This is a genomic window from Streptococcus oralis (genome assembly GCF_003943385.1).
Taxonomy (GTDB): domain Bacteria; phylum Bacillota; class Bacilli; order Lactobacillales; family Streptococcaceae; genus Streptococcus; species Streptococcus oralis_CA.
Genome location: NZ_RJPI01000001.1, coordinates 230,786 through 256,570, shown reverse-complemented (window position 1 = coordinate 256,570; position 25,785 = coordinate 230,786). Strand labels below are relative to the sequence as shown.

Here is a 25,785-nt window from a genome sequence, read left to right as displayed (position 1 = left end):
GAGAATGAAATGAAAAAACTGAGCTTATTGCTAGCTAGTCTATGTGCCTTGTTTTTAGTGGCTTGTTCCAATCAAAAACAGGCAGATGGGAAGCTAAATATCGTGACAACCTTTTACCCTGTCTACGAATTTACCAAGCAAGTCGCAGGAGATACTGCTAATGTAGAACTCCTCATCGGTGCTGGTACAGAACCCCACGAATACGAACCGTCTGCCAAGGCAGTTGCCAAAATCCAAGATGCAGATACCTTTGTCTATGAAAATGAAAATATGGAAACTTGGGTTCCTAAATTGCTAGAATCCTTAGATAAGAAAAAAGTGAAAACCATCAAGGCGACAGGTGATATGCTCCTCTTGCCAGGTGGTGAGGAAGAAGAGGAAGGGCATGATCATGGCGGTGAGGGTCACCATCACGACTACGATCCCCACGTTTGGCTTTCACCAGCACGCGCCATCAAACTGGTAGAGCATATCCGTGACAGCTTGTCAGCAGATTATCCTGATAAAAAAGAGACTTTTGAAAAGAATGCGGCTGCCTATATTGAAAAATTGCAAGCCTTGGATAAGGCCTACACAGATGGCTTGTCTCAAGCTAAACAAAAGAGCTTTGTGACCCAGCACGCTGCCTTTAACTACCTTGCCTTGGACTACGGTCTCAAGCAAGTATCCATCTCAGGTCTCTCACCAGATGCAGAACCATCAGCGGCACGTTTGGCAGAATTGACCGAGTATATCAAGAAAAACAAGATTTCTTATATCTACTTTGAAGAAAATGCCTCACAAGCCCTCGCCAATACACTCTCAAAAGAAACGGGCGTCAAACTAGACGTGCTCAATACGCTAGAAAGTCTGACAGAAGAAGCAACCAAGGCTGGTGAGGACTATATCTCCGTCATGGAGAAAAACCTCAAGGCTTTGAAGCAGACAACAGACCAAGAAGGACCAGAAATCGAACCAGAGAAGGAAGAAAACACCAAGACAGTTCACAATGGTTACTTTGAGGATGCAGACGTCAAGGACCGCACCTTGAGTGACTATGCTGGTAACTGGCAGTCGGTCTATCCTTTCCTTGAAGATGGGACCTTTGATCAAGTCTTTGATTACAAGGCTAAGTTGACTGGCAAGATGACCAAGGAAGAGTATAAGGCCTACTATAGAAAAGGCTATCAGACAGATGTGACCAAAATCAACATCACGGACAACACTATGGAATTTGTTCAAGGTGGCCAAGGCAAGAAATTCACCTACAAGTATGTCGGCAAGAAAATCTTGACCTATAAGAAAGGCAATCGTGGCGTGCGCTTCCTCTTTGAAGCGACGGATGCGGACGCTGGACAGTTCAAGTATGTTCAGTTTAGTGACCACAATATCGCCCCAGTCAAGGCAGAACATTTCCATATCTTCTTTGGGGGCACCAGTCAAGAAGCTCTCTTTGAGGAGATGGATAACTGGCCAACCTACTATCCAGGTAACCTATCTGGTCAAGAAATCGCCCAAGAAATGTTGGCGCATTGATGTAAGAGAAAATCCCGCAAATCTGCGGGATTTTTTTGGTAGAAACGATCATCCAGTTAGGTTGCGAGACGGTAAACCGCCTCTGCGTAGATGTCCATAGCGCGATATAGATCGTCTAGGACAGCTGCTTCATTTGCCTGATGCTCAGTTTGTTGTGCTCCTGGGAAAAGAGCGCCAAAGGCTACACAGTTTGGCATGGTGCGGGCAAAGGTAGCACCACCTGATGAGAGAGGAGGAGTTTTATCTCCGGTTTTTTCTTGGTAGACTTGCATAAGGGCAGTAACAAGTTGGCTATCTCTTGCGACATAGAGGGGTGCTAGATAGTCAAATTCTTGGTAGTCAAGTTGGTAGTCTTTGGCGCACTGGGTGAGCTGTGCCACCAGTTTCTCCTTATCTGCTAGCACAGGTATGCGTATATCGATCCGAATCTCGGAACGATCGGGATTGATGGTCAACCCTGCAACATTAAAGGAAAGGGAACCAGACGGTTCATCAGTAACCTCTCCAAAGATTCCAAGCCCTCTACCATCTTGCCCTGCTTTGTCGGTTAGAAAATGGAGGGCAGAGTGGGGTTGGAGAGGTGCGAGTACACTAGCAAGTCGAATGACTGCATTGACACCTTGACTAGCATCTTTGGCGTGTTTAGGTACCCCGAGTACGGTCACGGTTTGGTCTGTGGTTTGGTGATCAAAATTTGCTTCCTTCAACCCCCTACAAACCGCTTCATAAAGAGGACCTTGGTAACTTGCCTTATCTGGTACGACATTAAAGGCACCTCCGACATCGAGCTTGAGATGATCAGAACCGGGGCCATGAAGCTTGACTTGAAGGAGCCCCTTTTCAGCGTATGTCAAAGGAAATGACGAATCTGGTGCAAATCCCATGCTGGCTTGTTCTTCGAGGGCGTTGTAGCGTGCCATACATCTCCAAAGAGTTTCTTCATCCGTACCAAAGATAAAACGCACGCGCTTCTTAAATTGGATGCCTTGGTCAAGCAAGCTTTTCACTGCGTAGAGAGCTGCGAGTGAAGGACCTTTGTCGTCTTGTGCCCCTCGTCCATAGAGTTTGCCTTCTCTGATAGTTGCTTCAAATGGAGGAGATTGCCAATCTGACAAATCTCCTGCAGGCACAACATCTAAGTGGCAGAGGATGGCAAGGAGTTCTCCCTCACCAACCTCTGCATAACCATAATAGCCCTTGGGATCAATATAAGTTTTAAAGCCAAGTTCACGGCAGATTTCCAGCGTCTTTTCTAGAACGTCTTGAATAGCTTGTCCAAAAGGTGTCCCATTTTCCCCTTCTTGGAGGACAGATGGGTAGGAGATGAGAGTCTTTAGACTCTGTATAAAGCTCTGTTTAATGGAGTCAGTGATGTAGACGGTCATTCGTTTTACCTCACACTTTGTTCTAAAGGAATGGTAGGAAGGTACCTAGGATAAGAAGAAGTATGCTTACAATGACAATAACGACAATGAGTTTAGTAACAAATTTCCACCAAGTTCCTAGACTGATACGGCCGAGCGCGAGAGCCCCCATAACGATACCAGAAGTTGGAGCGACAAGGTTTAGTACACCAGATGCAGATTGATAGGCAGTGATGATGAGACTAGGTTTTACGTTAACGAACTCACCAAGTGGTGCCATGATTCCCATTGTAGCACTAGCAAGTCCAGATGAAGATGGGATAAGGAATGACATAGGAAGGTAGAAGAGGTAGGTCAAAACGATGAAGACCTGAGAAGAGAGACCTTGAAGTCCGACTTCACCCCAGTGTAGAATAGTTGCAGTAATCATACCGTCGTTCATGATAACTTGGATACCACGAGCTACTGCACAAATCAAGGCTACGGTGAGAAGATCTGCTGCACCAGCCATAAAGGTAGAGATAATCTTGCTTTCCTTGAGACCGTAAACAACACCAATAAGAATACCCATCACAGCAAAGAGCATCGCACCTTCTGGGAAGTACCAGCTACCGAATGGTAGAGCAGATGAACCGATAGCTCCACCAATAACAGGGAGACCAATCAACCAATTCTTGAAGTCTTCAAATAGAGTGATGTGCAAGTCTACCCAAGGGATAAAGCTGGCGATCATGATGATGAAAGTCAAGATGAACAAGGCAAGAACATGTTTTTGTTTCTTGTTCAAGACAGATGGAGCATTTTCGTTATCAGTGACATTGAAGTGTTTAAGGTCTTCTTCACGTTGAGAGTAGACAAGTGATTTTGTGGGATCCTTTTGAATCTTTTCTGCATAGCGGTAGACAAAGTAAGTACTAATACCTGTCATAACAAACCAGAAGATGATACGAAGGATAACTCCGTCCATAGATGACACACCTGCGGTATCAGAAGCGATAACAGTAGCAAAAGGATTGAGAGTAGAGGCAAGACAGCCAACTTGGGAACCTAGTAGAATGATGGCAACGGCAGTAATGCTATCAAAACCAACAGCCATCATAACAGGAACAAGGAGTGGATAAAATGCCATGGTTTCTTCACCCATACCATAAGTTGTTCCTCCAAGTGCAAAGAGGGGCATGAGGATGAGGATCAGCATTTTTTCGCGTCCTTTGTATTTCTTAACAATAGAGGCAATACCAACATCTAATGTGCCTGTCGCATTGACGACACCTAGAAATCCCCCAACCATGAGGATGAAGAAGGCTACGTCAATAGCGGCTTTAGTTGGTTCGTGACCGAGCATCGCCCGAATCGGAGCCATTAGAATATCGTAAATCCCTTGGGGATTAGATTCAACGGTTTGATAGGTGCCTGCAATGAGGCCACCTGCTTCGTTCGTGTCATACTTACCTGCTGGAATGATCCAAGTCAAGATTGCCATGATGGCAATAATAATGATCAAAACAGTGTAAGATGAGGGCATTTGGAACCTTTTTTTTGTTTTTTCACTCATTTGTTTTTCCTCCTAAACTATGCCACAAAGTATAAAAACGAATGATGTTGGTTTACCTAAGTATTCCTGATTAGAGCTTGTACTTGGGTTAAAATGGCTAGTCTTTAACAATAATTGTTCCGCTTTCGGACTCGATCAAGGCGCCTAGATTGCTGAGGGAAGTGATAACAGCCTTGCCTTCTGGGCGGTTGGTTACAAAATCGATAGCAGCTTCGACTTTTGGTAGCATGCTACCTGGCGCGAATTGTCCTTGCTTGATGTATTCTTTTAGTTGACTGACAGTAACGTGTTCAAGTTTTTCTTGGTCTGGTTTATTGTAGTTTACATAGACATAGTCTACGCCAGTAAGGACGATGAAGAGATCAGCTTCGACGAGTTCTGCTAGTCGTTGAGAAGCAAAGTCTTTATCAATAACGGCTTCGACTCCACTTAAGTAACCGTTTTCATTTTTGACAACAGGGATACCTCCTCCACCTGCTGCGATGACAACTTGACCATTATCAAGCAAGGTGCGGATGCTGTTGATTTCTTTGATGTCGATTGGTTTTGGTGAAGCCACCACTTTACGCCAGCCACGACCGGCATCTTCTTTGAAGGTTGCTCCTGTTTTTTCGCTCTCAGCTTTGGCATCTTCTTCTGAGTAGAATGGACCGATTGGTTTGGTAGGATTGATAAAGGCAGGGTCCGCTTTGTCTACTATAACTTGGGTAACAACAGAAGCGACATTTTTATCAAGTCCTACATCAAGCAATGCGTTATCAAGAGCACATTGTAGCCAAAAACCAATACTACCCTCGGTCATGGCAACCAAAGAATCAAGGGGGAAGGCAGGGTTTTTTTCCGAATCTGCCATCAAGTGTTGAAGCAAGAGGTTACCAACTTGAGGACCATTTCCGTGAGTGATGATCAGTTCATCACCGTTTTGAATCAACTTGACCAGATGACGAGCTGTTTCTACCAGAGCAGCTTGTTGAGCTTGGGCAGATGGGTCAGTGGAGAGGATGGCATTTCCGCCTAAAGCAACGACGATTTTTCTATGAGACATGAGCTCTCCTTTCTTTAATATGGTAAACCTGACAGAACTCCAAGAGCTACAGGCAGGTATGATGATAAAATATGAAGTGGAGATAGCGTCTTTTCAAAAGACAAATTAGTCATTACTACTAATAAAAGGGGTTGAACGCACAGCCGACGTTTATCAGAATGAGACTCGGAAGCAGGAAGATGACAAGAGTAAGGTGGCAGATCTGTCAAACGGAATCCTTGCTTTCTTTCGCTAGAACTGATAAGCTATCATAGCTTTCGTCTCAACCCCTGTGTTGTGTATACGAGTAAGTTTTATACTTTAGGAATGTAGAGATTTCCAAGAGTAGCAGCCATAACAGCTTTGATAGTGTGCATACGGTTTTCTGCTTGATCAAAGTGACGAGCATACTTGCTGCGGAAGACTTCGTCTGTTACTTCCATTTCCTCTACGCCAAATTTTTCAGCAACATCTTTACCATAGACAGTGTGAGTGTCGTGGAATGCTGGTAAGCAGTGCAAGAAGATCAAGTTTTCGTTACCTGCTTTTTTCACTAAGTCCATATTGACTTGGTAAGGTTTCAAAAGTGCAACGCGTTCTGCGAATTTATCTTCTTCACCCATAGATACCCAAACGTCTGTGTAAAGTACATCTGCACCTTTGACAGCTTCATCTGCATCTTCGGTGATGAGGACGTGTGCACCACTTTCTTTAGCAAATCCTTCAGCCAATTCAACGATTTCTTTTTCTGGGAAGAGTTCTTTTGGTGAGAAGATGTGAACGTTAACACCAAGGATAGCACCTGTTACGAGCAAGCTGTTGGCAACGTTGTTACGTCCATCACCACAGTAAACCAATGTCAAGCCTTCCAAACGACCAAAGTTTTCTTGAACTGTCAAATAGTCAGCGAGCATTTGAGTTGGGTGCCATTCGTCAGTTAGACCGTTCCATACTGGAACACCTGAAAATTCTGCTAGTTCTTCAACCATACGTTGGCTGAAACCACGGAATTCAATCCCGTCAAACATACGACCCAAAACTTTTGCAGTATCTTCAGTAGATTCTTTTTTACCTAACTGAATGTCATTTGCTCCGAGGTATTCTGGATGAGCACCAAGGTCAATAGCTGCAGTTGTAAAGGCTGCACGTGTACGAGTAGAAGTTTTTTCAAACAAGAGGGCGATATTTTTACCAGCAAGGTAGTGGTGTTGGATATTGCGTTTTTTCAAATCCTTCAAGTGAGCTGAAAGACCGATAAGGTATTCTAACTCTGCGCGAGTAAAGTCTTTTTCTGCTAAGAAGCTGCGTCCTTGGAATACTGAATGTGTCATTCTATTATTTCCTCTTTCTATTTTTTTACATTTTTTATTGACAAATACTGAACAGCGATTATACTTCTTCACGTTCAAATGGCATAGACATACAACGAGGTCCACCACGGCCCCGAACCAATTCACTTCCTCGAATCTTAATCAAGCGAAGCCCGTATTCTTCTAGGATCTTATTGGTAATGGTATTGCGGGCATAAACGACGACTACACCAGGTGCGATAGTCAAAGTGTTGGAACCGTCATTCCATTGTTCACGCGCAGCTGCTACGATATTGCCACCACCGCAACGGATCAAATGAACTTTTTCTACGCCGAGGTTCTTCGCAAGAAGTTCAGCTAAGTCACCTTTTTCTTCAACAATCTTGAGTTTTTCATTTTCATAAGTGACAGAGTACACACGAAGATCGCCTTCGATTTCTGGGTGAATTGTGAACTTGTCATAGTCAACCATGGTGAAGACAGTATCCAAGTGCATGAATTTACGGTTGTTAGCAAATTCAAATGCCAATACTTTCTTGAAGCCAACATTTTTCTTGAAGATGTTCACCAAGAGTTTTTCAATCGAAGCTGCATCTGTACGTTGAGAGATACCTACTGCAAGAACGTCTTTAGAAAGAACGAGCTCATCTCCACCTTCAATACGTGTATCTTCTTCACGGTTGTAGACTAATTCTACTTTTCCACCATAGATTGGATGGTGTTTGAAAATGTATTTACCATAAAGAGTTTCACGGTTACGAGTATCTGCATACATGTGGTTAAGTGATACGGCATTACCAATAGTTGCAAATGGGTCGCGAGTGAAGTAGAGGTTTGGCATTGGGTCGATAGCAAATGGATAGTCTGACTCAACCAAGTCAGTTAAGCCTTTTGCTTCTTCAGGAATTTCTGGCAATTCAACTTTTTGAACCCCTGCCATAGTTTTTTCAACCAATTCTTGGTTGTCCTTGATACCGTGAAGCAATTCACGAATAGCCGCCTTGGTTTGACGGCCACGGATGTTAGCTTCGTCTAAATATTCCTCGATAAATTGATCGCGGATTTCTGGGGAAGTCAATGATTCAGCAGCCAATTGCTCTAGGTAAAGGACCTCAATTCCTTCATCACGAAGAGCTTGAGCAAATGCGTCATGTTCTTTTTGAGCATCTTCCAAGAATGGAATGTCATCAAAAAGAAGCCTTTCGAGATAGTCCGGCAACAAGTTTTCCAACTCTTTGCCTGGACGGTGCAACATAACTTTTTTCAGTTTCCCAATTTCTGAGAATACCTGAATTGGATGTGAAGACATGTGTTTTCCTCCTTAAAAATTTTCACGGTGGCACCTTTTTGGTACCGCTTACATTTACGTTATATCATATTCTCAGAGGCGTGTCAATAGTAAAAAATGATTAAAAATTCGGACAAAACAAGGTTTTAGTAGTATTTTATGTTATTATACGATAGCAAAAGGAATTAGAGGAAATAAATGTATAAACTTCTACTATAAAGAATATAATATTTTTTGAAGAAATTATGCTAAATTTCACATTTTAAGAAGAAATGTCCAGATTTTAATTCAGTTCTGACGAGGAATTGAGAGGAGCAGTGATTGAAAGTCGTTTAGAAAATTATATGAAATCTATCTGAAAGCCTTTCTTTTGAATGGCATAAAATGTATATTGTACAAATTATAGAATCTTTTCTGAGTATTTAGGAAGACAGCCTTGTCTTATTGACGGTACCTAGATTTTTTGTTATAGTCAACGAGGTAACAACTAGGAAGAAGGGTTTATTCACAAGTTGTGGATAAGTCTGGGGAGAGAAGGACATTCAGCTAATATTCAAGAGGGTTCTTGAAAATTTCCCTGACAACTAGTAACTGGCTAGCTTTCTAGTAGAAATCCTAGTGCAGTGGGGATTTGAGCAGAGTTTGCTGAAGGTGATAGGTTCAAAGTCAAAGAGCTGGAGTCTAGAAAAGCTAGTTTTTAGGCATGTTTTCTTATCCACAATCTGTGGATAACTTTGTGAACAAGAGAAATAATCAGAGAAAGAGATTTGAGATGATGACGAAAATAAAACCGCATGGGCCATTACCAAGTCAGGCCCAGCTAGCTTATTTAGAGAATGAACTAGCTGCCTTTATCCATTTTGGTCCCAATACCTTTTATGACCAAGAATGGGGAAGCGGGCAAGAGGATCCCAAGCGTTTTAACCCTACCAAGTTGGATGCGCGTGAATGGGTTCGGGTGCTCAAAGAAACAGGTTTTAAAAAACTGATTTTGGTGGTGAAGCACCACGATGGTTTTGTCCTCTACCCGACAGCCTATACAGATTATTCGGTCAAGGCTAGCCCTTGGAGGGATGGAAAGGGGGACTTGCTCCTTGAGGTTTCCAAAGCTGTAACTGAGTTTGACATGGACATGGGAGTGTATTTGTCTCCTTGGGATGCTCACAGTCCCCTCTATCATGTGGACCGAGAAGCGGACTACAATGCCTACTATCTGGCTCAATTGAAGGAAATCTTGTCAAATCCTGCCTATGGAAATGCTGGTAAGTTCGCTGAGGTGTGGATGGATGGTGCTCGAGGCGAAGGGGCCCAGAAGGTCAACTATGAGTTTGAGACTTGGTTTGAAACCATTCGTGACTTGCAGGGCGATTGTTTGATTTTCTCAACCAAAGGGACCAGTATCCGCTGGATTGGGAATGAACGAGGCTATGCAGGGGATCCCTTGTGGCAAAAAGTCAAGCCAGACCAGTTGGGGACAGAGGCGGAATTAGATTATCTACAGCACGGAGACCCCTTTGGGACGCTATTTTCAATCGGGGAGGCAGATGTTTCTCTTCGGCCAGGCTGGTTTTATCATGAGGATCAGGACCCGAAGTCTCTCGAGGAGTTGGTCGAAATCTACTTTCACTCGGTAGGGCGGGGAACTCCACTCTTGCTTAATATCCCACCGAACCAAGATGGCCTCTTTGACGAAAAGGATATCCAGCGTCTCTATGAATTTGCTGCCTACCGTGATGAGCTCTATAGGGAAGATTTGGCTTTGGGAGCCAAGGTATCTGTCCCTGCTCTATCACCAGACTTTGCTTGTCATCATCTGACAGATGGACTGGAAACTAGTTTATGGGCAAGTGGTGCAGAGTTGCCAATCCAATTAGAGCTCGATTTAGAGACACCTAAAACTTTCGATGTGATTGAGCTGAGGGAAGATTTGAAGATGGGGCAACGCATCGCTGCTTTCCATGTTCAGATAGAGTTGGATGGCGTCTGGCAGGAGTTTGGCTCTGGCTATACTGTTGGCTACAAACGTCTCTTACGAGGATCAGTCGTTGAGGCGCAGAAGATACGTGTCATCATTACAGAGGCCCAGGATTTGCCTTTGTTAACTAAGATTTCTCTCTATAAAACACCTACCTTGTTGAAAAAAGAAGCTGTTCAGCAACTAGAGTTTTCAGAAAAAAGACTGACTGTGACCAAGGGAGAAAATGTCCACTTTACAGTTAAGCGCAGAGAATCTAGCAGTCCTTTAGAAGCTAAGATTTCGATTCAACCAGGGACGGGTGTGCATGGTGTCGCTTATCGGGACGAGATTCAAGTCCTTGCGTTTCAAGTTGGCGAGACTGAAAAAAAGCTAACGCTACCAACCTTGTATTTTGCAGGAGATAAAAGCTTAGATTTTTATCTGAATCTGACGGTAGATGGGCAGCTGGTTGACCAGCTTCAGGTCCAAGTTTCATAAAAGAAGAACCTTTGCGCGATGCAAAGGTTCTTTTGGTTATGAGTGACTTGGCAACCAGCTGAGAGTGAAGGTCAGTTGCTCAGCTTTCAAGAGGTCTTGGTGTTGGATGCTAGATACTGGGGACTTGTCCAATCGGCATTCTTTGACAAAGTTGAAGTGGTTGTAGTTTTGCTCGGCATGGATATCCAGCCATTTATTTTCCTTAGCCAGGTAGATACGGAGGCGGTCAAAGAGAGGGATTCCGATATCGTAGCTGGGCTTGCCCGGACAGGTCGGATAGAATCCGAGAGCCGACCAGATGTACCAAGCAGAGAGACTACCATTGTCTTCATCGCCAGGATAGGCTTGCCAGCTTGGGTGAAAGGCTTTCTGACGCAGAGTCTTGATGAGTAGAGCAGTGTAGTCGGGGTAGTCACTATAGCGAAAGAGATATGGAATGTGGAAGCTAGGCTGGTTGGAAATGGCGATTTGCCCAAAAGGAGCGGTAGCCATCTCGCTCATTTCATGAATCTCGTAACCATAGCCAGTGGTTTCAAAGAGGGGAGCGTCCTGACAGGCTTTCAAAAGATAGTGACTGAAGGCTTCTTTTCCACCCATAAGCTGGATTAAGCCGGGGATGTCGTGGAGGACGCCTAAAGTCGCTTGAACGGCAGAGCATTCGGCGTAGTCGCGTCCCCAACTATAAGGAGAGAAGTCAGGGCGGAAGTTGCCTTGGCTATCTCGCGCACGCATGTAACCTGTCGCAGTGTCAAATAGATGGCGGTAATTTTGTGACGAAGTTCTATAAGTTTCCGCGATGTCATTCTGACCAAGCTTTTCGGCACAGCTGGCGATACAAAAGTCACTATAGGCGTAGTCTAGGGTATGGCTAACGCTTTCGTGGTGGTCGGTAGAGAGGTAGCCCAGTTCTTGGTATTGGGCTAGTCCATGGCGACCATTGATGCCGAGAGAGTCGGACTTGCTGGCTGTTTCAAGCATGGCTTGGAGGAGTTCTTTTTCTAGGTCGGGGGCCATGTCCTTGCAGGCGCTATCTGCGATAATGCCGTCTAAAAGGGTACCAGGCATCATACCACGTTCATCTGGGGCCAGCCATTTTGGAAGGAAACCAGTATCGCGGTAGCTATTGAGGAAACCTTCTAAAAAGCGGTGATAGTGTTCCGGTATGATCAGGGCAAAGAGGGGGAAGGTGGTGCGGAAGGTATCCCAGAAACCATTGTTGCTAAAGAGGACGCCGGGCTTGACAGTACCAGTAGCCAAATCCATGTGGATGGCTTGCCCTGACTCATCAACCTCATAAAAAGTCTGAGGAAATAGGAAGAGTCTGTAGAGGCAGTGGTCAAAGAAGGTTCGGTCAGCTTCTCCTGTCTCTATAACGTCAAAACGATGGAGGAGATTTTCCCAGTCCGCTTGGGCATTTTCTTTAAAGCTATCAAAATCTTCTTGAGGTAGATTGACTAGAGCTTGAGAAGGGGATATGAAAGAAGTGCCTAGTTGAATCTCGGCTTGACTGCTTGCTAAGTCAATTCGCCAGTCTCCCTCTTCTTGTGTGATAGCAAGAATATCCGTATTCATTTGTAGAGCAGTAAACAGTATCAGCGGATTTTTGTTGGTCTCTGTTTTTCCCTCTTGACGCAGGGCAAGAGTCCGCTTATCTATTTGTTCTACTGTAAGTTCATCTGCTGCGTGAAGATAGAGGGAGAGGACTTTGCCTTGCTTTTGCTCCAAACGAATAGAAGCGCCATAGCAAGTCGGTGTCAGTTGGCTTTCAATCTGATAGCGCAGGGAGAAAATCTTCAGATAATGAGATTGGAAGGAGGCTTTTTCGATATCATAAGAAGACTGGCGGTGAAAGAGACTGTCTCCCCCAAGCTGGCCTGTGACAGGTGTTAGGAGTAGCCAAGAATAGTCGCCAATCCAAGGACTTGGTTGATGGGTCAATCGAATCCCCTGAAAGATGGGCAGATGCGGATCGAAGAACCAAGCTCCCTCCTGGTCACTGGTCTGAGGCACAAAATAATTCATCCCAAAAGGTACGCCTGTATAAGGCAGAGTATTTCCCCGAGAGAAGGCATGCTTGCTAGCAGTACCAAAGCGGGTATCGATGGTTTCAAGTAGTGGTTTCATAGTCTTTCCTTTAGCTGTTTTTCTACATTATATCAGAAAAATGAGGCCTTTAGATATGGGGTTCGAAAGTAAGCAATTTTGTAGAGAAATGACTATCATTTGTGTATGTATTTTCTTTCTCAAAAACTATATACTGAACATGAAACTTGTTTGAAAGAGGAAACTGCACGATGATTTATTCGAAAGAAATTGTTAGAGAATGGCTAGACGAAGTAGCGGAGCGGGCTAAGGACCATCCGGAGTGGGTAGATGTCTTTGAGCGTTGCTATACAGACACCTTGGACAATACGGTTGAAATCTTAGAAGATGGCTCAACTTTTGTCTTGACTGGGGATATTCCTGCCATGTGGCTTCGGGATTCAACGGCCCAACTCAGACCTTACCTTCATGTGGCTAAAAGAGATCCTCTCTTGCGCCAGACCATTGCAGGTTTGGTTAAACGTCAGATGACCTTGATTCTCAAGGATCCTTATGCCAATTCCTTTAACATTGAGGAGAACTGGAAGGGCCACCACGAGACTGACCACACGGACCTTAATGGCTGGATCTGGGAACGCAAGTACGAGGTGGACTCGCTTTGTTATCCTTTGCAGTTGGCCTATCTTCTTTGGAAAGAGACTGGCGAGACCAGTCAGTTTGATGAGACTTTTGTCGCAGCGACCAAGGAAATTCTTCATCTCTGGACGGTAGAACAAGATCACAAGAACTCTCCTTATCGTTTCGTTCGGGATACAGACCGCAAGGAAGACACTCTGGTAAATGATGGTTTTGGACCTGCCTTTGCGGTGACAGGTATGACTTGGTCAGCCTTTCGCCCGAGTGATGACTGCTGCCAGTATAGCTATTTGATTCCGTCCAATATGTTTGCCGTAGTAGTCTTGGGTTATGTCCAAGAAATCTTTGCAGAACTAGACCTAGCTGATAGCCAAAATATCGTGGCAGACGCTAAACGCCTGCAGACGGAGATTCAAGAAGGAATCGAAAATTACGCCTACACCACTAATAGCAAGGGTGAAAAGATTTACGCCTTTGAAGTCGATGGTCTAGGAAATGCTAGCATCATGGATGATCCAAACGTACCAAGTTTGTTGGCTGCGCCTTATCTGGGCTACTGCGATGTCAACGATGAAGTGTATCAAGCAACTCGTCGCACCATTCTGAGCCCTGAAAATCCATACTTTTACCAAGGAGAATATGCTAGCGGTCTCGGAAGTTCTCATACCTTTTATCGCTATATCTGGCCTATTGCCCTTTCTATACAAGGTTTGACAACAAGAGATAAGGCAGAGAAGAAATTCTTACTCGATCAGCTGGTTGCCTGCGATGGTGGAACAGGTGTTATGCACGAAAGCTTCCACGTGGACGACCCAACGCTCTACTCACGTGAATGGTTTTCTTGGGCCAACATGATGTTTTGTGAGTTGGTTTTGGATTATCTAGATATTCGCTAGACAGTTCTTTAGTTAGATAGAAATAAAAATTTAAGTTAGAATGAGGTTTTACTTCATGGAAAATGTTGTTGTACATATTATCTCACATAGTCACTGGGACCGTGAGTGGTACTTGCCTTTTGAAAGCCACCGTATGCAGTTGGTGGAATTGTTTGACAATCTCTTTGATCTCTTTGAAAATGACCCTGAGTTCAAGAGTTTCCACTTAGATGGACAAACCATTGTCCTCGATGACTACTTGGAAATTCGCCCTGAAAATCGCGACAAAGTCCAACGTTACATTGACGAAGGCAAACTCAAAATTGGTCCCTTTTACATCTTGCAGGATGATTACTTGATTTCCAGTGAAGCCAACGTCCGTAATACCTTGATTGGTCAAGCAGAATGTGCAAAATGGGGCAAATCAACCCAGATTGGTTACTTCCCAGATACCTTTGGAAATATGGGACAAGCGCCTCAAATCCTTCAAAAATCAGGCATTCACGTGGCGGCCTTTGGGCGTGGTGTGAAGCCGATTGGATTTGACAACCAAGTCCTCGAAGATGAGCAGTTTACTTCCCAGTTTTCAGAAATGTACTGGCAAGGCGCTGATGGAAGCCGCGTTCTCGGTATTCTCTTTGCCAACTGGTATAGTAATGGGAATGAAATCCCAGTTGATAAGGATGAGGCCCTAACTTTCTGGAAACAAAAATTGTCAGATGTGCGTGATTACGCTTCGACCAACCAATGGTTGATGATGAACGGATGTGACCACCAGCCTGTACAGAGAAATCTGAGTGAAGCCATTCGTGTAGCAAATGAACTCTTCCCAGATGTGACCTTTGTGCATAGTTCCTTTGACGACTATGTCCACGCAGTAGAAAGTGCTCTGCCTGAGCAACTATCTACGGTTACAGGTGAGTTGACCAGTCAAGAAACAGACGGTTGGTATACACTTGCTAACACTTCTTCATCCCGTATTTACCTCAAACAAGCTTTCCAAGAAAATAGCAACCTGCTAGAACAAGTAGTGGAACCATTGACTGTCATCACTGGCGGACATAACCACAAGGACCAGTTGACCTATGCTTGGAAAGTCCTTCTACAAAATGCGCCCCATGATAGTATCTGTGGCTGTAGTATTGACGAAGTTCACCGCGAGATGGAGACACGTTTTGCCAAGGTCAACCAAGTCGGAAACTTCGTTAAGACCAATCTTCTCAACGAGTGGAAGGGTAAAATTGCAACCCACGAAGCCCAAAGCGATCATCTCTTTACGGTCATCAACACAGGCTTGCATGACAAGGTTGACACTGTCAGCACAGTGATTGATGTGGCGGTTTGTGATTTCAAAGAATTGCACCCAACAGAAGGCTATAAGAAAATGGCAGCCTTGACCTTGCCAAGCTACCGTGTCGAAGACTTGGAAGGACATGCTGTAGAAGCGAAAATCGAAGATCTGGGAGCTAACTTTGAGTATGATTTACCAAAAGACAAGTTCCGTCAGGCTCGTATCGCTCGTCAAGTGCGCGTGACAGTACCTGCTCATCTGGCACCACTTTCTTGGACAACCTTCCAATTGCTCGAAGGAGAACAAGAACACCGTGACGGTATTTACCAAAATGGAGTGATTGATACGCCATTTGTGACGGTCAGTGTGGATGAGAATATCACAGTCTACGACAAGACAACTCATGAAGCGTATGAGGATGTTGTTCGCTTTGAAGACCGTGGTGACATTGGAAATGAGTACATCTATTTCCAACCAAAAGGAACAGAGCCTATCTACGCAGAACTCAAAGACTGTGAAGTCTTGGAAAATACAGCTCGTTTTGCCAAGATCTTGCTCAAGCATGAATTGACAATTCCAGTAAGTGCAGACGAAAAACTGGATGGAGAACAAAGAGGCATTATCGAGTTTATGACGCGTGAAGCTGGGCGCTCAGAAGAATTGACAACCCTTCCTCTTGAAACAGAGATGACCGTCTTTGTTGACAATCCACAAATCCGCTTCAAGACTCGCTTTACTAACACAGCCAAGGACCACCGTATCCGTCTCTTGGTCAAGACTCATAATACGCGTCCAAGCAATGACTCTGAAAGCATTTATGAGGTGGTGACACGACCAAACGAACCAGCTGCTTCTTGGGAAAATCCTGAAAATCCTCAACACCAACAAGCCTTTGTCAGCCTGTATGATGATGAAAAAGGTATGACAGTGGCAAATAAAGGATTGCACGAGTATGAAATCCTTGGAGATGATACCATTGCCGTGACCATTCTTCGTGCCTCAGGTGAGCTAGGTGACTGGGGTTACTTCCCAACACCAGAGGCTCAGTGCTTGCGCGAGTTTGAAGTCGAGTTTGCACTTGAATGCCACCAAGCAGGGGAGCGCTTCTCCGCTTTCCGTCGTGCCAAAGCCTTCCAAACACCATTCACTAGTCTTCAGGTTGCTAAACAAGAAGGAAGTGTGGCAGCGACTGGTAGCCTCTTGAGCCATGCGGCGCTCAGCTTACCACAAGTCTGCCCAACAGCCTTTAAAGTTGCTGAAAATGAAGAAGGATATGTACTTCGTTACTACAATATGAGTCAAGAAAATGTGCGTATATCAGAACAGCAACAAACCATTTTGGATTTGCTTGAGCGACCATATCCAGTTCATTCAGGACTATTAGCGCCACAAGAAATTCGCACAGAATTGATCAAAAAAGAAGACATTTAACAATTTTAAAGTGTTTGAGAACTAATACTATGAGATAGAAAGGAGGGGCGAAAGAGTAAGTACTAACTACTGCTTCGCCCCTTTTTATGGGAAGAACAATGACCATTGCAACCATTGATATCGGAGGGACAGGGATTAAGTTTGCCAGTCTAACTCCTGATGGAAAAATACTAGATAAGACAAGTACTCCGACGCCAGAAAACTTGGAGTCTTTACTGGCGTGGCTAGACCAACGCTTATCGGAGCAAGATTATAGTGGGATCGCTATGAGTGTTCCAGGAGCGGTCAATCAAGAAACAGGTGTGATTGAGGGAATCAGTGCCGTACCTTACATCCATGGCTTTTCTTGGTATGAGGCCCTTGCTCATCATCAACTCCCTGTCCATCTAGAAAATGATGCCAACTGTGTTGGACTTAGTGAACTGCTAGTTCATCCAGAGATTGAAAATGCAGCCTGTGTCGTGATTGGGACAGGGATTGGTGGAGCCATGATTATCAATGGCAAGCTTCACCGAGGTCGCCACGGCTTGGGAGGAGAGTTTGGCTACATGACAACCATCGCACCAGCAGAAAAACTTAACAACTGGTCGCAACTAGCGTCAACTGGCAATATGGTGCGATACGTGATTGAAAAATCTGGTCAGACTGACTGGGACGGTCGCAAGATTTACCAAGAGGCCGCAGCAGGCAATGCTCTTTGTCAAGAAGCTATTTTGCGCATGAACCGTAATCTGGCTCAAGGCTTGCTCAATATTCAGTATCTCATCGACCCAGATGTCATTAGTCTGGGAGGCTCCATCAGTCAGAACCCAGACTTTATCCAAGGTGTCAAGAAGGCTGTCGATGAATTTGTCGAGACCTACGAAGAATACACGGTCGCACCAGTTATCCAAGCTTGTACCTATCATGCAGATGCCAATCTCTACGGTGCCCTTGTCAACTGGTTACAGGAGGAGAACCAATGGTAATTTTTACAGGACTTAGTCCCAAGCAAACGCAGGCAATTGACTTGCTGACAAAACATATCTCTTTACCAGATGTGGAAGTTGCAGTTGCTCAGTCTGATCAAACGTCTATCTCGATTATAGGTCAAGGTGGACACTATCAACTAACCTATCGCAAACCTCACCAACTTTACCGCGCCTTGTCCTTGTTGGCAACAGCTCTAGTAGAAGGTGATAAAGTAGCGATTGAGGAGCAGGCGGCTTATGAAGATTTAGCCTACATGGCAGACTGTTCCCGAAATGCGGTGCTGAATGTCGCTTCTGCCAAGCAGATGATTGAGGTCTTGGCTCTCATGGGTTACTCAACCTTTGAGCTCTACATGGAAGACACCTACCAGATTGAGGGGCAGCCATACTTTGGTTACTTCCGTGGCGCCTATTCAGCAGAGGAGTTGCAGGAAATCGAAGCCTATGCCCAGCAGTTTGACATGACCTTTGTCCCATGCATCCAGACCTTGGCCCACTTGTCGGCCTTTGTCAAATGGGGTGTCAAGGAAGTGCAGGAGCTCCGTGATGTAGAAGATATTCTCCTTATCGGCGAAGAAAAGGTGTATGACCTGATTGATGGCATGTTTGCCGCTCTATCTAAACTGCAGACTCGCAAGGTCAATATCGGGATGGACGAGGCTCACTTGGTTGGTTTGGGACGCTACCTCATCTTGAACGGTGTTGTAGACCGTAGTCTCCTCATGTGTCAACACTTAGAGCGCGTGCTGGATATTGCAGATAAGTATGGTTTTCACTGCCAGATGTGGAGCGATATGTTCTTTAAGCTCATGTCAGCGGATGGTCAGTACGACCGTGACGTGGAGATTCCTGAGGAAACTCGTGTCTACCTAGACCGTCTCAAAGACCGTGTAACCTTGGTTTACTGGGATTATTATCAAGACAGCGAAGAAAAGTACAATCGTAATTTCCGCAATCATCACAAGATTAGCCAAGATATTGCCTTTGCAGGTGGTGCTTGGAAGTGGATCGGTTTTACACCCAACAACCATTTCAGCCGTCTCATCGCTATCGAGGCCAATAAAGCCTGTCGTGCCAATGATATCAAAGAAGTTATCGTGACAGGTTGGGGGGACAATGGTGGTGAAACAGCTCAATTTTCTATCCTACCAAGTTTGCAAATCTGGGCAGAACTCAGCTACCGCAATAACCTAGACCGTTTGTCTGCTCACTTCAAGACCAATACAGGTCTATCAGTTGAGGACTTCATGCAGATTGACCTTGCCAACCTCTTGCCAGACTTACCAGGCAATCTCAGTGGTATCAATCCCAACCGCTATGTCTTTTATCAGGATGTTCTCTGCCCTATTCTTGATAGACACATGACACCTGAACAGGACAGGCCACACTTTGCTCAGGCAGCTGAGACGCTTGCTGAAATCAAAGAAAAAGCAGGCATTTATGCTTATCTCTTTGAAACTCAGGTCCAGTTGAACCAGATTTTAAGCAGTAAAGTGGATGTGGGACGACGCATTCGTCAGGCCTACCAAACAAACGATAAAGAAAGTCTGCAATCAATCGCCAGACAAGAATTACCACAACTCAGAAGTGAGATTGAAAACTTCCATGCCCTCTTTAGCCAACAATGGCTGAAAGAAAACAAGGTCTTTGGTTTGGATACGGTCGATATCCGTATGGGCGGACTCTTACAACGCATCAAGAGAGCAGAAAGTCGCATCGAGGCTTATCTGGCAGGTCAGATTGACCGCATCGACGAGCTAGAAGTCGAAATCCTTCCGTTTAATGATTTTTATGGAGACAAGAACTTCGCAGCAACTACAGCCAATCAGTGGCATACCATTGCGACAGCTTCGACCATTTATACGACATAGGCTAGGCATTTATCACAAACAGTTAAACATCTCCTTTTAAATACATGGAGATGTTTTTTGATTTGGAGATAGGGAAGGAGTATAATGAAGGTAGAAAGATAGTTTGGAGGTCTGACCATGAAAAAGCTACTACTAGTCCTAGCTACTAGCATGCTAGTCTTATCTGCCTGCCATAAAATGACAGAGGATGGAGCAACTAGTCCGTCAATACCAAGGGAGCAACAAACCAAGGAAACAACCAACTATTTTCACTACCTAGCAGATTCCTATCAAAAGGCTTTTTCGCATGAAAAAGATCATAAGGATACAACCGTCCAATCACCTATAGCTGCCACAGTTGCAGCCATGGAAGAACTCCAGTTATCTAATCCGACTGATCAAGCCTTGATTATGAAGAACTACTCAGATTTTCAGAAGTTAATTCAATACAATACTGAAAAGTGGGAGGAAGAGTTTGCAAGCTGGGCTTCTTCTATGGGGCAGTCCTATCATAGACTAGAGCATGCAAACTTTGATGAAAAAAATGAACTCATCAAAAAATTAGAAACAACAACTGTGTCTCAGAAAAGTGTCAAATGGAATATTTTTGGAGTATCGAGTGACAATGCCTATGATTACTTGGTTTTGGATGCCTACTATGACAATCAGGACAAACATTGCTACCTATTTACACTGAAGGATGGGCAAGCACAGGTCTTGCATACCGATAAGACACTGGAAACTATCCCTACTGCAAATTTTGAAGAGACTGAAAACACAGATTTAGCGCAACGTTTTAAGGAATTTCTATTAAAAACAAGTGTAACTACAGAGAGCGAGCCAGATACAGATAATAGTTCTTTAATAGACAAGATAAAAACAACCATGGAATCCTATTCGGATAGTACAGGTGAAGGATTCAAGTCAACTAATTTGGCCACCTACGGTAATTACTATGGACTTGCAGTGCCAGACCAGATGATGCAATTTGGACAAGTAGATGGGGTGAATTATACTTTTAAATGGTATGGCTATATTGCAGGTTCAGGTTCTGGGCGGTTCGATATCCTAGCTTGCTATGTGAATGAAGCAGGGACAGAGGTGATTCTCTTTGGCTATAAGAATGGCAATCCTGTTCTTTTACATACAGAAGGAAGACCAGAGATTGAGAAAAACGAATCGGGGGCTATCATAAATGCCCAGATTCATTTTGTCGAGTTTCATCACCCAATATTAGAACAAGTTTTCGATTAGCAAAGCGGAAATACACTTATCGCATGCAAAGTGTTTCTCGTGAAACCTATTTCTTATAAAAAACTTCTCTACATAAAATAATTTGTGGAGTTTTTTCTATAATTAGTAGTTTAACCTGACCTTCAAATAGGAGTATACTAATAATGTAATCGTTATCAAACCTAAAAATTCGATGAAATCAGTTTTTAGGAATAAAAAGGGAGGAAATTATGAAAAAGTTTTCAAAGACCTTGAGAGATAACTGGATCTTTCTCTTGATGGTTTTACCAGGGGCTCTCTGGCTGATTCTATTCTTTTACATTCCAGTATTTGGGAATGTGGTCGCCTTTAAAGACTACCATATGACCAGTAATGGTTTCATAGATAGTATTGTGAATAGTAAATGGGTCGGGTTAGATAATTTCAGATTCTTGTTTAGTTCAAAAGATGCCTTTATCATCACTCGAAATACTGTTCTTTACAATCTCGGCTTCATCTTTATCGGTTTGATTGTATCAGTAGGGATTGCCATTATCCTCAGTGAGCTTCGCTCTAAGAGAATGGTTAAGATTTTCCAAACGTCCATGTTATTCCCTTACTTCTTGTCATGGGTTATCATCAGTTTCTTTACAGATGCCTTCCTAAACATTGACAAAGGGGTTTTCAACCATTTCCTAACCTCCATTGGCATGAAGGAAGTCAACTTCTACGCTGACTTAGGCATTTGGCCATATCTTCTCCTTTTCCTTGGTATTTGGAAAGGCTTTGGATATAGCAGTGTCATGTACTATGCGACGATCATGGGAATTGATCCAACCTACTACGAAGCAGCAACAGTGGACGGGGCTAGCAAGTGGCAACGCATTCGCAATGTAACCATTCCTCAGTTGACTCCGCTTGTAACAGTCTTGACCATCCTTGCAGTCGGAAATATCTTCCGTGCAGACTTCGGTCTCTTCTATCAAATCCCACACAATGCTGGTCAGCTTTACAATGTAACCAACGTTTTGGACGTATATGTCTTTAATGGTTTGACTCAGACAGCAGATATCGGTATGGCTTCAGCAGCTGGTCTTTATCAATCCGTTGTCGGCTTGATCCTGGTTATCCTATCAAACTTGCTTGCAAGACGAGTTGATCCAAACTCAGCTTTGTTCTAGAAAGGAGGAGAATATGGCAGAAAAGAAAATTAAAAAAGAAAAAATTGATAATGTCGGCATTCACTCCTTTAGTAAGAAGGCAGATATCTTCTTTAGTATCATCTCTGGTTTGATTGCTCTTTCTTGTATCTTGCCCTTTATCTTCGTTATCATCATTTCGGTGACAGACGAAAAGAGCATCCTCCAGTATGGATATAGCTTTTTCCCATCACAGTTTGGATTAGATGGTTTTGAGTTCTTGGCTCAGTTTAAGGATAAAATCCTCCAAGCGCTCTTTATCTCAGTCTTTGTAACAGTAGTCGGGACAGTGACCAACGTCTTCATCACAACCACTTATGCCTACGCCATCTCACGGACAACCTTTAAGTACCGCAGATTCTTTACGATCTTTGCCCTTCTTAGTATGTTGTTCAATGCTGGTTTGGTACCAGGCTATATCGTGGTGACTCGTTTGCTTCAACTTGGTGATACGGTTTGGGCCCTGATTGTTCCAATGCTCCTCTCACCATTCAACATCATCTTGATGCGTTCCTTCTTCAAGAAGACCATTCCAGAAGCTATTCTCGAATCCGCTCGTATCGATGGAGCCAGTGAAGCTCGGATCTTCTTCCAGATCTGTTTGCCATTGTCACTTCCAGGTATCGCAACTATCACGCTTTTGACAGCACTTGGTTTCTGGAACGACTGGTTCAACGCCCTTCTTTACATCAAGAGTGATAACTTGTATCCATTGCAATATTTGCTCATGCAAATTCAGCAAAATATGGACTACATTGCAAAAGCAGTCGGCCTATCTGGCCAACTGGGGGTTGCTCTACCGAAAGAAACAGGTCGTATGGCCATGGTTGTTGTTGCAACCCTTCCAATCGCGATTCTGTACCCATTCTTCCAACGCTACTTTGTTAAAGGGTTGACGATCGGTGGTGTGAAAGAATAGCACTTACTGAGAAACACCGTTTCTCCCTTCCCAACTTCATCTTAGTGACTGAAGTTACAAATTATTAAATCGTTTATAAGTTTAAAAATAAAAAAGGAGTTTTTATCATGAAAAACTGGAAAAAATATGCTTTTGCATCTGCTAGCGTAGTCGCTTTGGCTGCAAGCCTTGCCGCTTGTGGAAACCTTTCAGGTAACAACAAAAAAGCTGCTGACTCAGCTTCAGGTGACAAACCTGTTCTTAAAATGTACCAAATCGGTGACAAACCAGACAACTTGGATGAATTGCTAGAAAATGCCAACAAAATCATCGAAGAAAAAGTTGGTGCTAAATTGGATATCCAATACCTTGGATGGGGTGACTACGGTAAGAAAATGTCAGTTATCACATCATCAGGTGAAAACTACGATATTGCCTTTGCAGATAACTATGTTGTAAATGCTCAAAAAGGTGCTTACGCTGACTTGACTGATTTGTATAAGAAAGAAGGAGCAGAGCTTTACAAAGCACTTGACCCAGCTTACATCAAAGGGAACACTGTAAACGGTAAGATTTACGCTGTTCCAGTTGCAGCCAACGTTGCATCATCTCAAAACTTTGCCTTTAATGGCGCTCTTCTTGCCAAATATGGTATCGATATTTCAGGTGTCACTTCATACGAAACACTTGAACCAGTCTTGAAACAAATCAAAGAAAAAGCTCCAGACGTAGTACCATTTGCGGTTACGAAGAACTTTATCCCATCTGATAACTTTGACTACCCAGTACCAAACGGACTTCCATTTGTTATCGACCTTGAAGGAGACACTACTAAGATTGTAAACCGTTACGAAGTACCTCGTTTCAAAGAACACTTGAAGACTCTTCACAAATTCTATGAAGCTGGATACATTCCAAAAGACGTAGCAACAAGCGACACTTCATTTGACCTTCAACAAGATACTTGGTTCGTTCGTGAAGAAACAGTAGGACCAGCTGACTACGGTAACAGCTTGCTTTCACGTGTTGCCAACAAAGACATCCAAATCAAACCAATCACTAACTTTATCAAGAAAAACCAAACAACACAAGTTGCTAACTTTGTTATCTCAAACAACTCTAAGAACAAAGAAAAATCAATGGAAGTGTTGAATCTCTTGAACACAAACCCAGAACTCTTGAACGGTCTTGTTTACGGTCCAGAAGGCAAGAACTGGGAAAAAGTTGAAGGTAAAGAAAACCGTGTTCGCGTCCTTGATGGATACAAAGGAAACACTCACATGTCAGGTTGGAACACTGGTAACAACTGGATCCTTTACATCAACGAAAACGTTACAGACCAACAAATTGCAGATTCTAAGAAACAATTGGCAGAAGCTAAAGAATCTCCAGCACTTGGATTCATCTTTAACACTGACAGTGTGAAATCTGAAATTTCAGCAATTTCTAACACAATGCAACAATTCGATACAGCTATCAACACTGGTACTGTAGACCCAGATAAAGCAATTCCAGAATTGATGGAAAAATTGAAATCTGAAGGTGCCTACGAAAAAGTATTGAACGAAATGCAAAAACAATACGACGAATTCTTGAAAAACAAAAAATCATAAGATCGATTGATTTCGTGTATTCATTCCTAATTCCTAAAAATGTGATCACTGCCTTCCTTAGTCCTCTAGGGGAGGTAGTGATTTTTAGGATGTAAAAATGAAAGTAGCAATTCTGAGAGTTTAGGTGATGGGATACACATATATCTATAGGGGATTTATTATGAAAAAATATCGTCTTCTTTTCAAAATGAGTGCTGTCTTCTCTTACCTATTTTTCGTATTTGGTCTTTCTCAGCTGACTCTTATCGTCCAAAACTATTGGCAATTTTCTTCTCAGATAGGAAATTTCTTCTGGATTCGAAATATCTTGAGTTTGCTATTTAGTGGAGTCATGATTGGGATTCTTGTTAAGACAGGCCATGGCTATCTCTTTCGCGTTTCGAGAAAAAAATGGCTCTGGTATTCAATCCTAACAGCCCTAGTAGCGGTAGCTCATATATTTTTTAATATTCAAACAGCTAGACACGTTCAGTCAACTGCTGAAGGTTGGGCCGTATTGATCGGTTATAGTGGGACTAACTTTGCCGAGCTAGGTATCTATATAACTCTGTTCTTTCTAGGGCCACTGATGGAAGAGTTGCTCTATAGAGGATTACTTCAACACGCCTTCTTTAAAGATTCGAGATTTGGTCTTGATTTGATCCTTCCGTCTATTTTGTTTGCTCTCCCTCATTTTTCAAGCCTGCCTAGTCTGTTAGATATCTTCGTCTTTGCAACACTTGGAATCATCTTTGCTGGTTTGACCCGTTATACCAAGAGCATTTATCCTTCCTATGCGGTGCATGTGATCAATAATATTGTAGCGACCTTGCCATTTTTGCTGACTTTTTTACATAGGGTGTTTGGGTAAAATATTAGCATGAGAGTTAGGAATTATAGTTTTTCAATTTATAAGCGAATTTCAGGAGGAAAATGAGAATGACACCATTAAAATGGTTCGCTGGAGGAAGCGAAAGGCGTTGTGAAGCCATGACCATCATTGATCATCTATTGGAAGATATAAAGGCTGCGCCTCAACTTGCTCCCCTGAAAAATCAGTTAGTGATTTATAAAAAACGATTAGAGGATGATGGAACCTCTACTCCATTTATTCTGAGCCAAATGAACATCGACATCTCACGTGTATTAATTGACAACAAGTTGTGTTTGTCAGAAAGTCAAGCTAAGCAAATCAAAAAATTGAGAGGATTATCTGCGATTCGCTATGGTTACTGATGAAGTGCAGGGACAGGGCGTTTTCTATAAATTTCCGGTC

At 43.5% G+C, this 25,785-nt stretch carries 18 protein-coding genes; 12 read left to right on the top strand and 6 right to left on the bottom strand.

Going from position 1 to position 25,785, the window contains the following annotated elements:
• Window positions 1–9 precede the first annotated feature (9 nt).
• Window positions 10–1,515, top strand: a complete 1,506-nt coding sequence (locus D8803_RS01335) for a zinc ABC transporter substrate-binding protein AdcA (RefSeq protein WP_131200021.1) — start codon at window positions 10–12, stop codon at window positions 1,513–1,515.
• A gap of 56 nt (window positions 1,516–1,571) precedes the next feature.
• On the opposite strand, the gene D8803_RS01330 is transcribed toward D8803_RS01335, so the two are convergent.
• The 5 genes from D8803_RS01330 to arcA all read right to left on the bottom strand — a co-directional run bounded on the left by D8803_RS01330 (window position 1,572) and on the right by arcA (window position 8,077).
• On the bottom strand, window positions 1,572–2,900 hold the full coding sequence (locus D8803_RS01330) for a dipeptidase (protein ID WP_131200020.1): 1,329 nt from the start codon (window positions 2,898–2,900) through the stop codon (window positions 1,572–1,574).
• A 22-nt stretch (window positions 2,901–2,922) separates the two neighbouring features.
• Entirely contained in the window at window positions 2,923–4,434 is a 1,512-nt protein-coding gene (locus D8803_RS01325; protein WP_001291840.1) for a YfcC family protein, read from the bottom strand.
• Between the two features lie 97 nt (window positions 4,435–4,531).
• Entirely contained in the window at window positions 4,532–5,479 is a 948-nt protein-coding gene (gene arcC / locus D8803_RS01320; protein WP_061418627.1) for a carbamate kinase, read from the bottom strand.
• A 293-nt stretch (window positions 5,480–5,772) separates the two neighbouring features.
• Entirely contained in the window at window positions 5,773–6,789 is a 1,017-nt protein-coding gene (gene argF / locus D8803_RS01315; RefSeq protein ID WP_125837798.1) for an ornithine carbamoyltransferase, read from the bottom strand.
• A gap of 58 nt (window positions 6,790–6,847) precedes the next feature.
• Window positions 6,848–8,077 carry an arginine deiminase gene (arcA, locus tag D8803_RS01310; protein ID WP_000094626.1) on the bottom strand — a complete coding sequence of 410 codons (1,230 nt, stop codon included), beginning with the start codon at window positions 8,075–8,077 and terminating at the stop codon, window positions 6,848–6,850.
• A gap of 754 nt (window positions 8,078–8,831) precedes the next feature.
• Here arcA and D8803_RS01305 point away from each other — a divergent pair.
• On the top strand, window positions 8,832–10,511 hold the full coding sequence (locus D8803_RS01305; RefSeq protein WP_190316785.1) for an alpha-L-fucosidase: 1,680 nt from the start codon (window positions 8,832–8,834) through the stop codon (window positions 10,509–10,511).
• 36 nt (window positions 10,512–10,547) lie between these two features.
• Here the strand turns inward: D8803_RS01305 and D8803_RS01300 are convergent, their stop codons facing one another.
• Window positions 10,548–12,635 carry a GH92 family glycosyl hydrolase gene (locus D8803_RS01300; protein ID WP_131200018.1) on the bottom strand — a complete coding sequence of 696 codons (2,088 nt, stop codon included), beginning with the start codon at window positions 12,633–12,635 and terminating at the stop codon, window positions 10,548–10,550.
• A 170-nt stretch (window positions 12,636–12,805) separates the two neighbouring features.
• Here D8803_RS01300 and D8803_RS01295 point away from each other — a divergent pair, with 170 nt between their 5' ends.
• The 10 genes from D8803_RS01295 to D8803_RS01250 all read left to right on the top strand — a co-directional run bounded on the left by D8803_RS01295 (window position 12,806) and on the right by D8803_RS01250 (window position 25,745).
• Window positions 12,806–14,086 (top strand): glycoside hydrolase family 125 protein, encoded by a 1,281-nt coding sequence (locus D8803_RS01295; RefSeq protein ID WP_125424946.1) that lies wholly within the window; start codon window positions 12,806–12,808, stop codon window positions 14,084–14,086.
• 55 nt (window positions 14,087–14,141) lie between these two features.
• Complete coding sequence (locus D8803_RS01290; protein ID WP_131200017.1) at window positions 14,142–16,787, top strand: alpha-mannosidase; 2,646 nt, start codon at window positions 14,142–14,144, stop codon at window positions 16,785–16,787.
• Window positions 16,788–16,885: 98 nt separating this feature from the next.
• Window positions 16,886–17,755, top strand: a complete 870-nt coding sequence (locus D8803_RS01285) for an ROK family protein (RefSeq protein WP_190316784.1) — start codon at window positions 16,886–16,888, stop codon at window positions 17,753–17,755.
• Entirely contained in the window at window positions 17,749–19,629 is a 1,881-nt protein-coding gene (locus tag D8803_RS01280; protein WP_131200015.1) for a beta-N-acetylhexosaminidase, read from the top strand. Before D8803_RS01285 ends, D8803_RS01280 begins: the two co-directional genes overlap by 7 nt.
• Before the next feature lie 117 nt (window positions 19,630–19,746).
• Window positions 19,747–20,862 (top strand): DUF4767 domain-containing protein, encoded by a 1,116-nt coding sequence (locus D8803_RS01275; protein WP_131200014.1) that lies wholly within the window; start codon window positions 19,747–19,749, stop codon window positions 20,860–20,862.
• A gap of 209 nt (window positions 20,863–21,071) precedes the next feature.
• Window positions 21,072–22,001: an ABC transporter permease gene (locus D8803_RS01270; protein ID WP_000714584.1), complete on the top strand. Its 930-nt coding sequence runs from the start codon at window positions 21,072–21,074 to the stop codon at window positions 21,999–22,001.
• Between the two features lie 13 nt (window positions 22,002–22,014).
• Window positions 22,015–22,938 (top strand): carbohydrate ABC transporter permease, encoded by a 924-nt coding sequence (locus D8803_RS01265; protein ID WP_000818345.1) that lies wholly within the window; start codon window positions 22,015–22,017, stop codon window positions 22,936–22,938.
• A 107-nt stretch (window positions 22,939–23,045) separates the two neighbouring features.
• Window positions 23,046–24,530, top strand: a complete 1,485-nt coding sequence (locus tag D8803_RS01260) for an ABC transporter substrate-binding protein (protein ID WP_131200013.1) — start codon at window positions 23,046–23,048, stop codon at window positions 24,528–24,530.
• Window positions 24,531–24,690: 160 nt separating this feature from the next.
• The gene (locus D8803_RS01255; RefSeq protein WP_131200012.1) at window positions 24,691–25,380 is read left to right on the top strand and encodes a CPBP family intramembrane glutamic endopeptidase; all 690 of its coding nucleotides are present in this window, start codon (window positions 24,691–24,693) and stop codon (window positions 25,378–25,380) included.
• A 68-nt stretch (window positions 25,381–25,448) separates the two neighbouring features.
• Window positions 25,449–25,745 (top strand): bacteriocin immunity protein, encoded by a 297-nt coding sequence (locus D8803_RS01250; RefSeq protein WP_190316783.1) that lies wholly within the window; start codon window positions 25,449–25,451, stop codon window positions 25,743–25,745.
• Window positions 25,746–25,785: the final 40 nt, after the last annotated feature.

Coding starts and splice junctions, on each gene's coding strand:
- D8803_RS01300 (WP_131200018.1), bottom strand. CDS start 12,635: ATGAAACCACTACTTGAAACCATCGATACCCGCTTTGGTACTGCTAGC.
- D8803_RS01255 (WP_131200012.1), top strand. CDS start 24,691: ATGAAAAAATATCGTCTTCTTTTCAAAATGAGTGCTGTCTTCTCTTAC.
- D8803_RS01270 (WP_000714584.1), top strand. CDS start 21,072: ATGAAAAAGTTTTCAAAGACCTTGAGAGATAACTGGATCTTTCTCTTG.
- D8803_RS01260 (WP_131200013.1), top strand. CDS start 23,046: ATGAAAAACTGGAAAAAATATGCTTTTGCATCTGCTAGCGTAGTCGCT.
- arcA (WP_000094626.1), bottom strand. CDS start 8,077: ATGTCTTCACATCCAATTCAGGTATTCTCAGAAATTGGGAAACTGAAA.
- arcC (WP_061418627.1), bottom strand. CDS start 5,479: ATGTCTCATAGAAAAATCGTCGTTGCTTTAGGCGGAAATGCCATCCTC.
- D8803_RS01290 (WP_131200017.1), top strand. CDS start 14,142: ATGGAAAATGTTGTTGTACATATTATCTCACATAGTCACTGGGACCGT.
- D8803_RS01275 (WP_131200014.1), top strand. CDS start 19,747: ATGAAAAAGCTACTACTAGTCCTAGCTACTAGCATGCTAGTCTTATCT.
- D8803_RS01335 (WP_131200021.1), top strand. CDS start 10: ATGAAAAAACTGAGCTTATTGCTAGCTAGTCTATGTGCCTTGTTTTTA.
- D8803_RS01285 (WP_190316784.1), top strand. CDS start 16,886: ATGACCATTGCAACCATTGATATCGGAGGGACAGGGATTAAGTTTGCC.
- D8803_RS01330 (WP_131200020.1), bottom strand. CDS start 2,900: ATGACCGTCTACATCACTGACTCCATTAAACAGAGCTTTATACAGAGT.
- D8803_RS01325 (WP_001291840.1), bottom strand. CDS start 4,434: ATGAGTGAAAAAACAAAAAAAAGGTTCCAAATGCCCTCATCTTACACT.
- D8803_RS01265 (WP_000818345.1), top strand. CDS start 22,015: ATGGCAGAAAAGAAAATTAAAAAAGAAAAAATTGATAATGTCGGCATT.
- D8803_RS01250 (WP_190316783.1), top strand. CDS start 25,449: ATGACACCATTAAAATGGTTCGCTGGAGGAAGCGAAAGGCGTTGTGAA.
- D8803_RS01305 (WP_190316785.1), top strand. CDS start 8,832: ATGACGAAAATAAAACCGCATGGGCCATTACCAAGTCAGGCCCAGCTA.
- D8803_RS01295 (WP_125424946.1), top strand. CDS start 12,806: ATGATTTATTCGAAAGAAATTGTTAGAGAATGGCTAGACGAAGTAGCG.
- D8803_RS01280 (WP_131200015.1), top strand. CDS start 17,749: ATGGTAATTTTTACAGGACTTAGTCCCAAGCAAACGCAGGCAATTGAC.
- argF (WP_125837798.1), bottom strand. CDS start 6,789: ATGACACATTCAGTATTCCAAGGACGCAGCTTCTTAGCAGAAAAAGAC.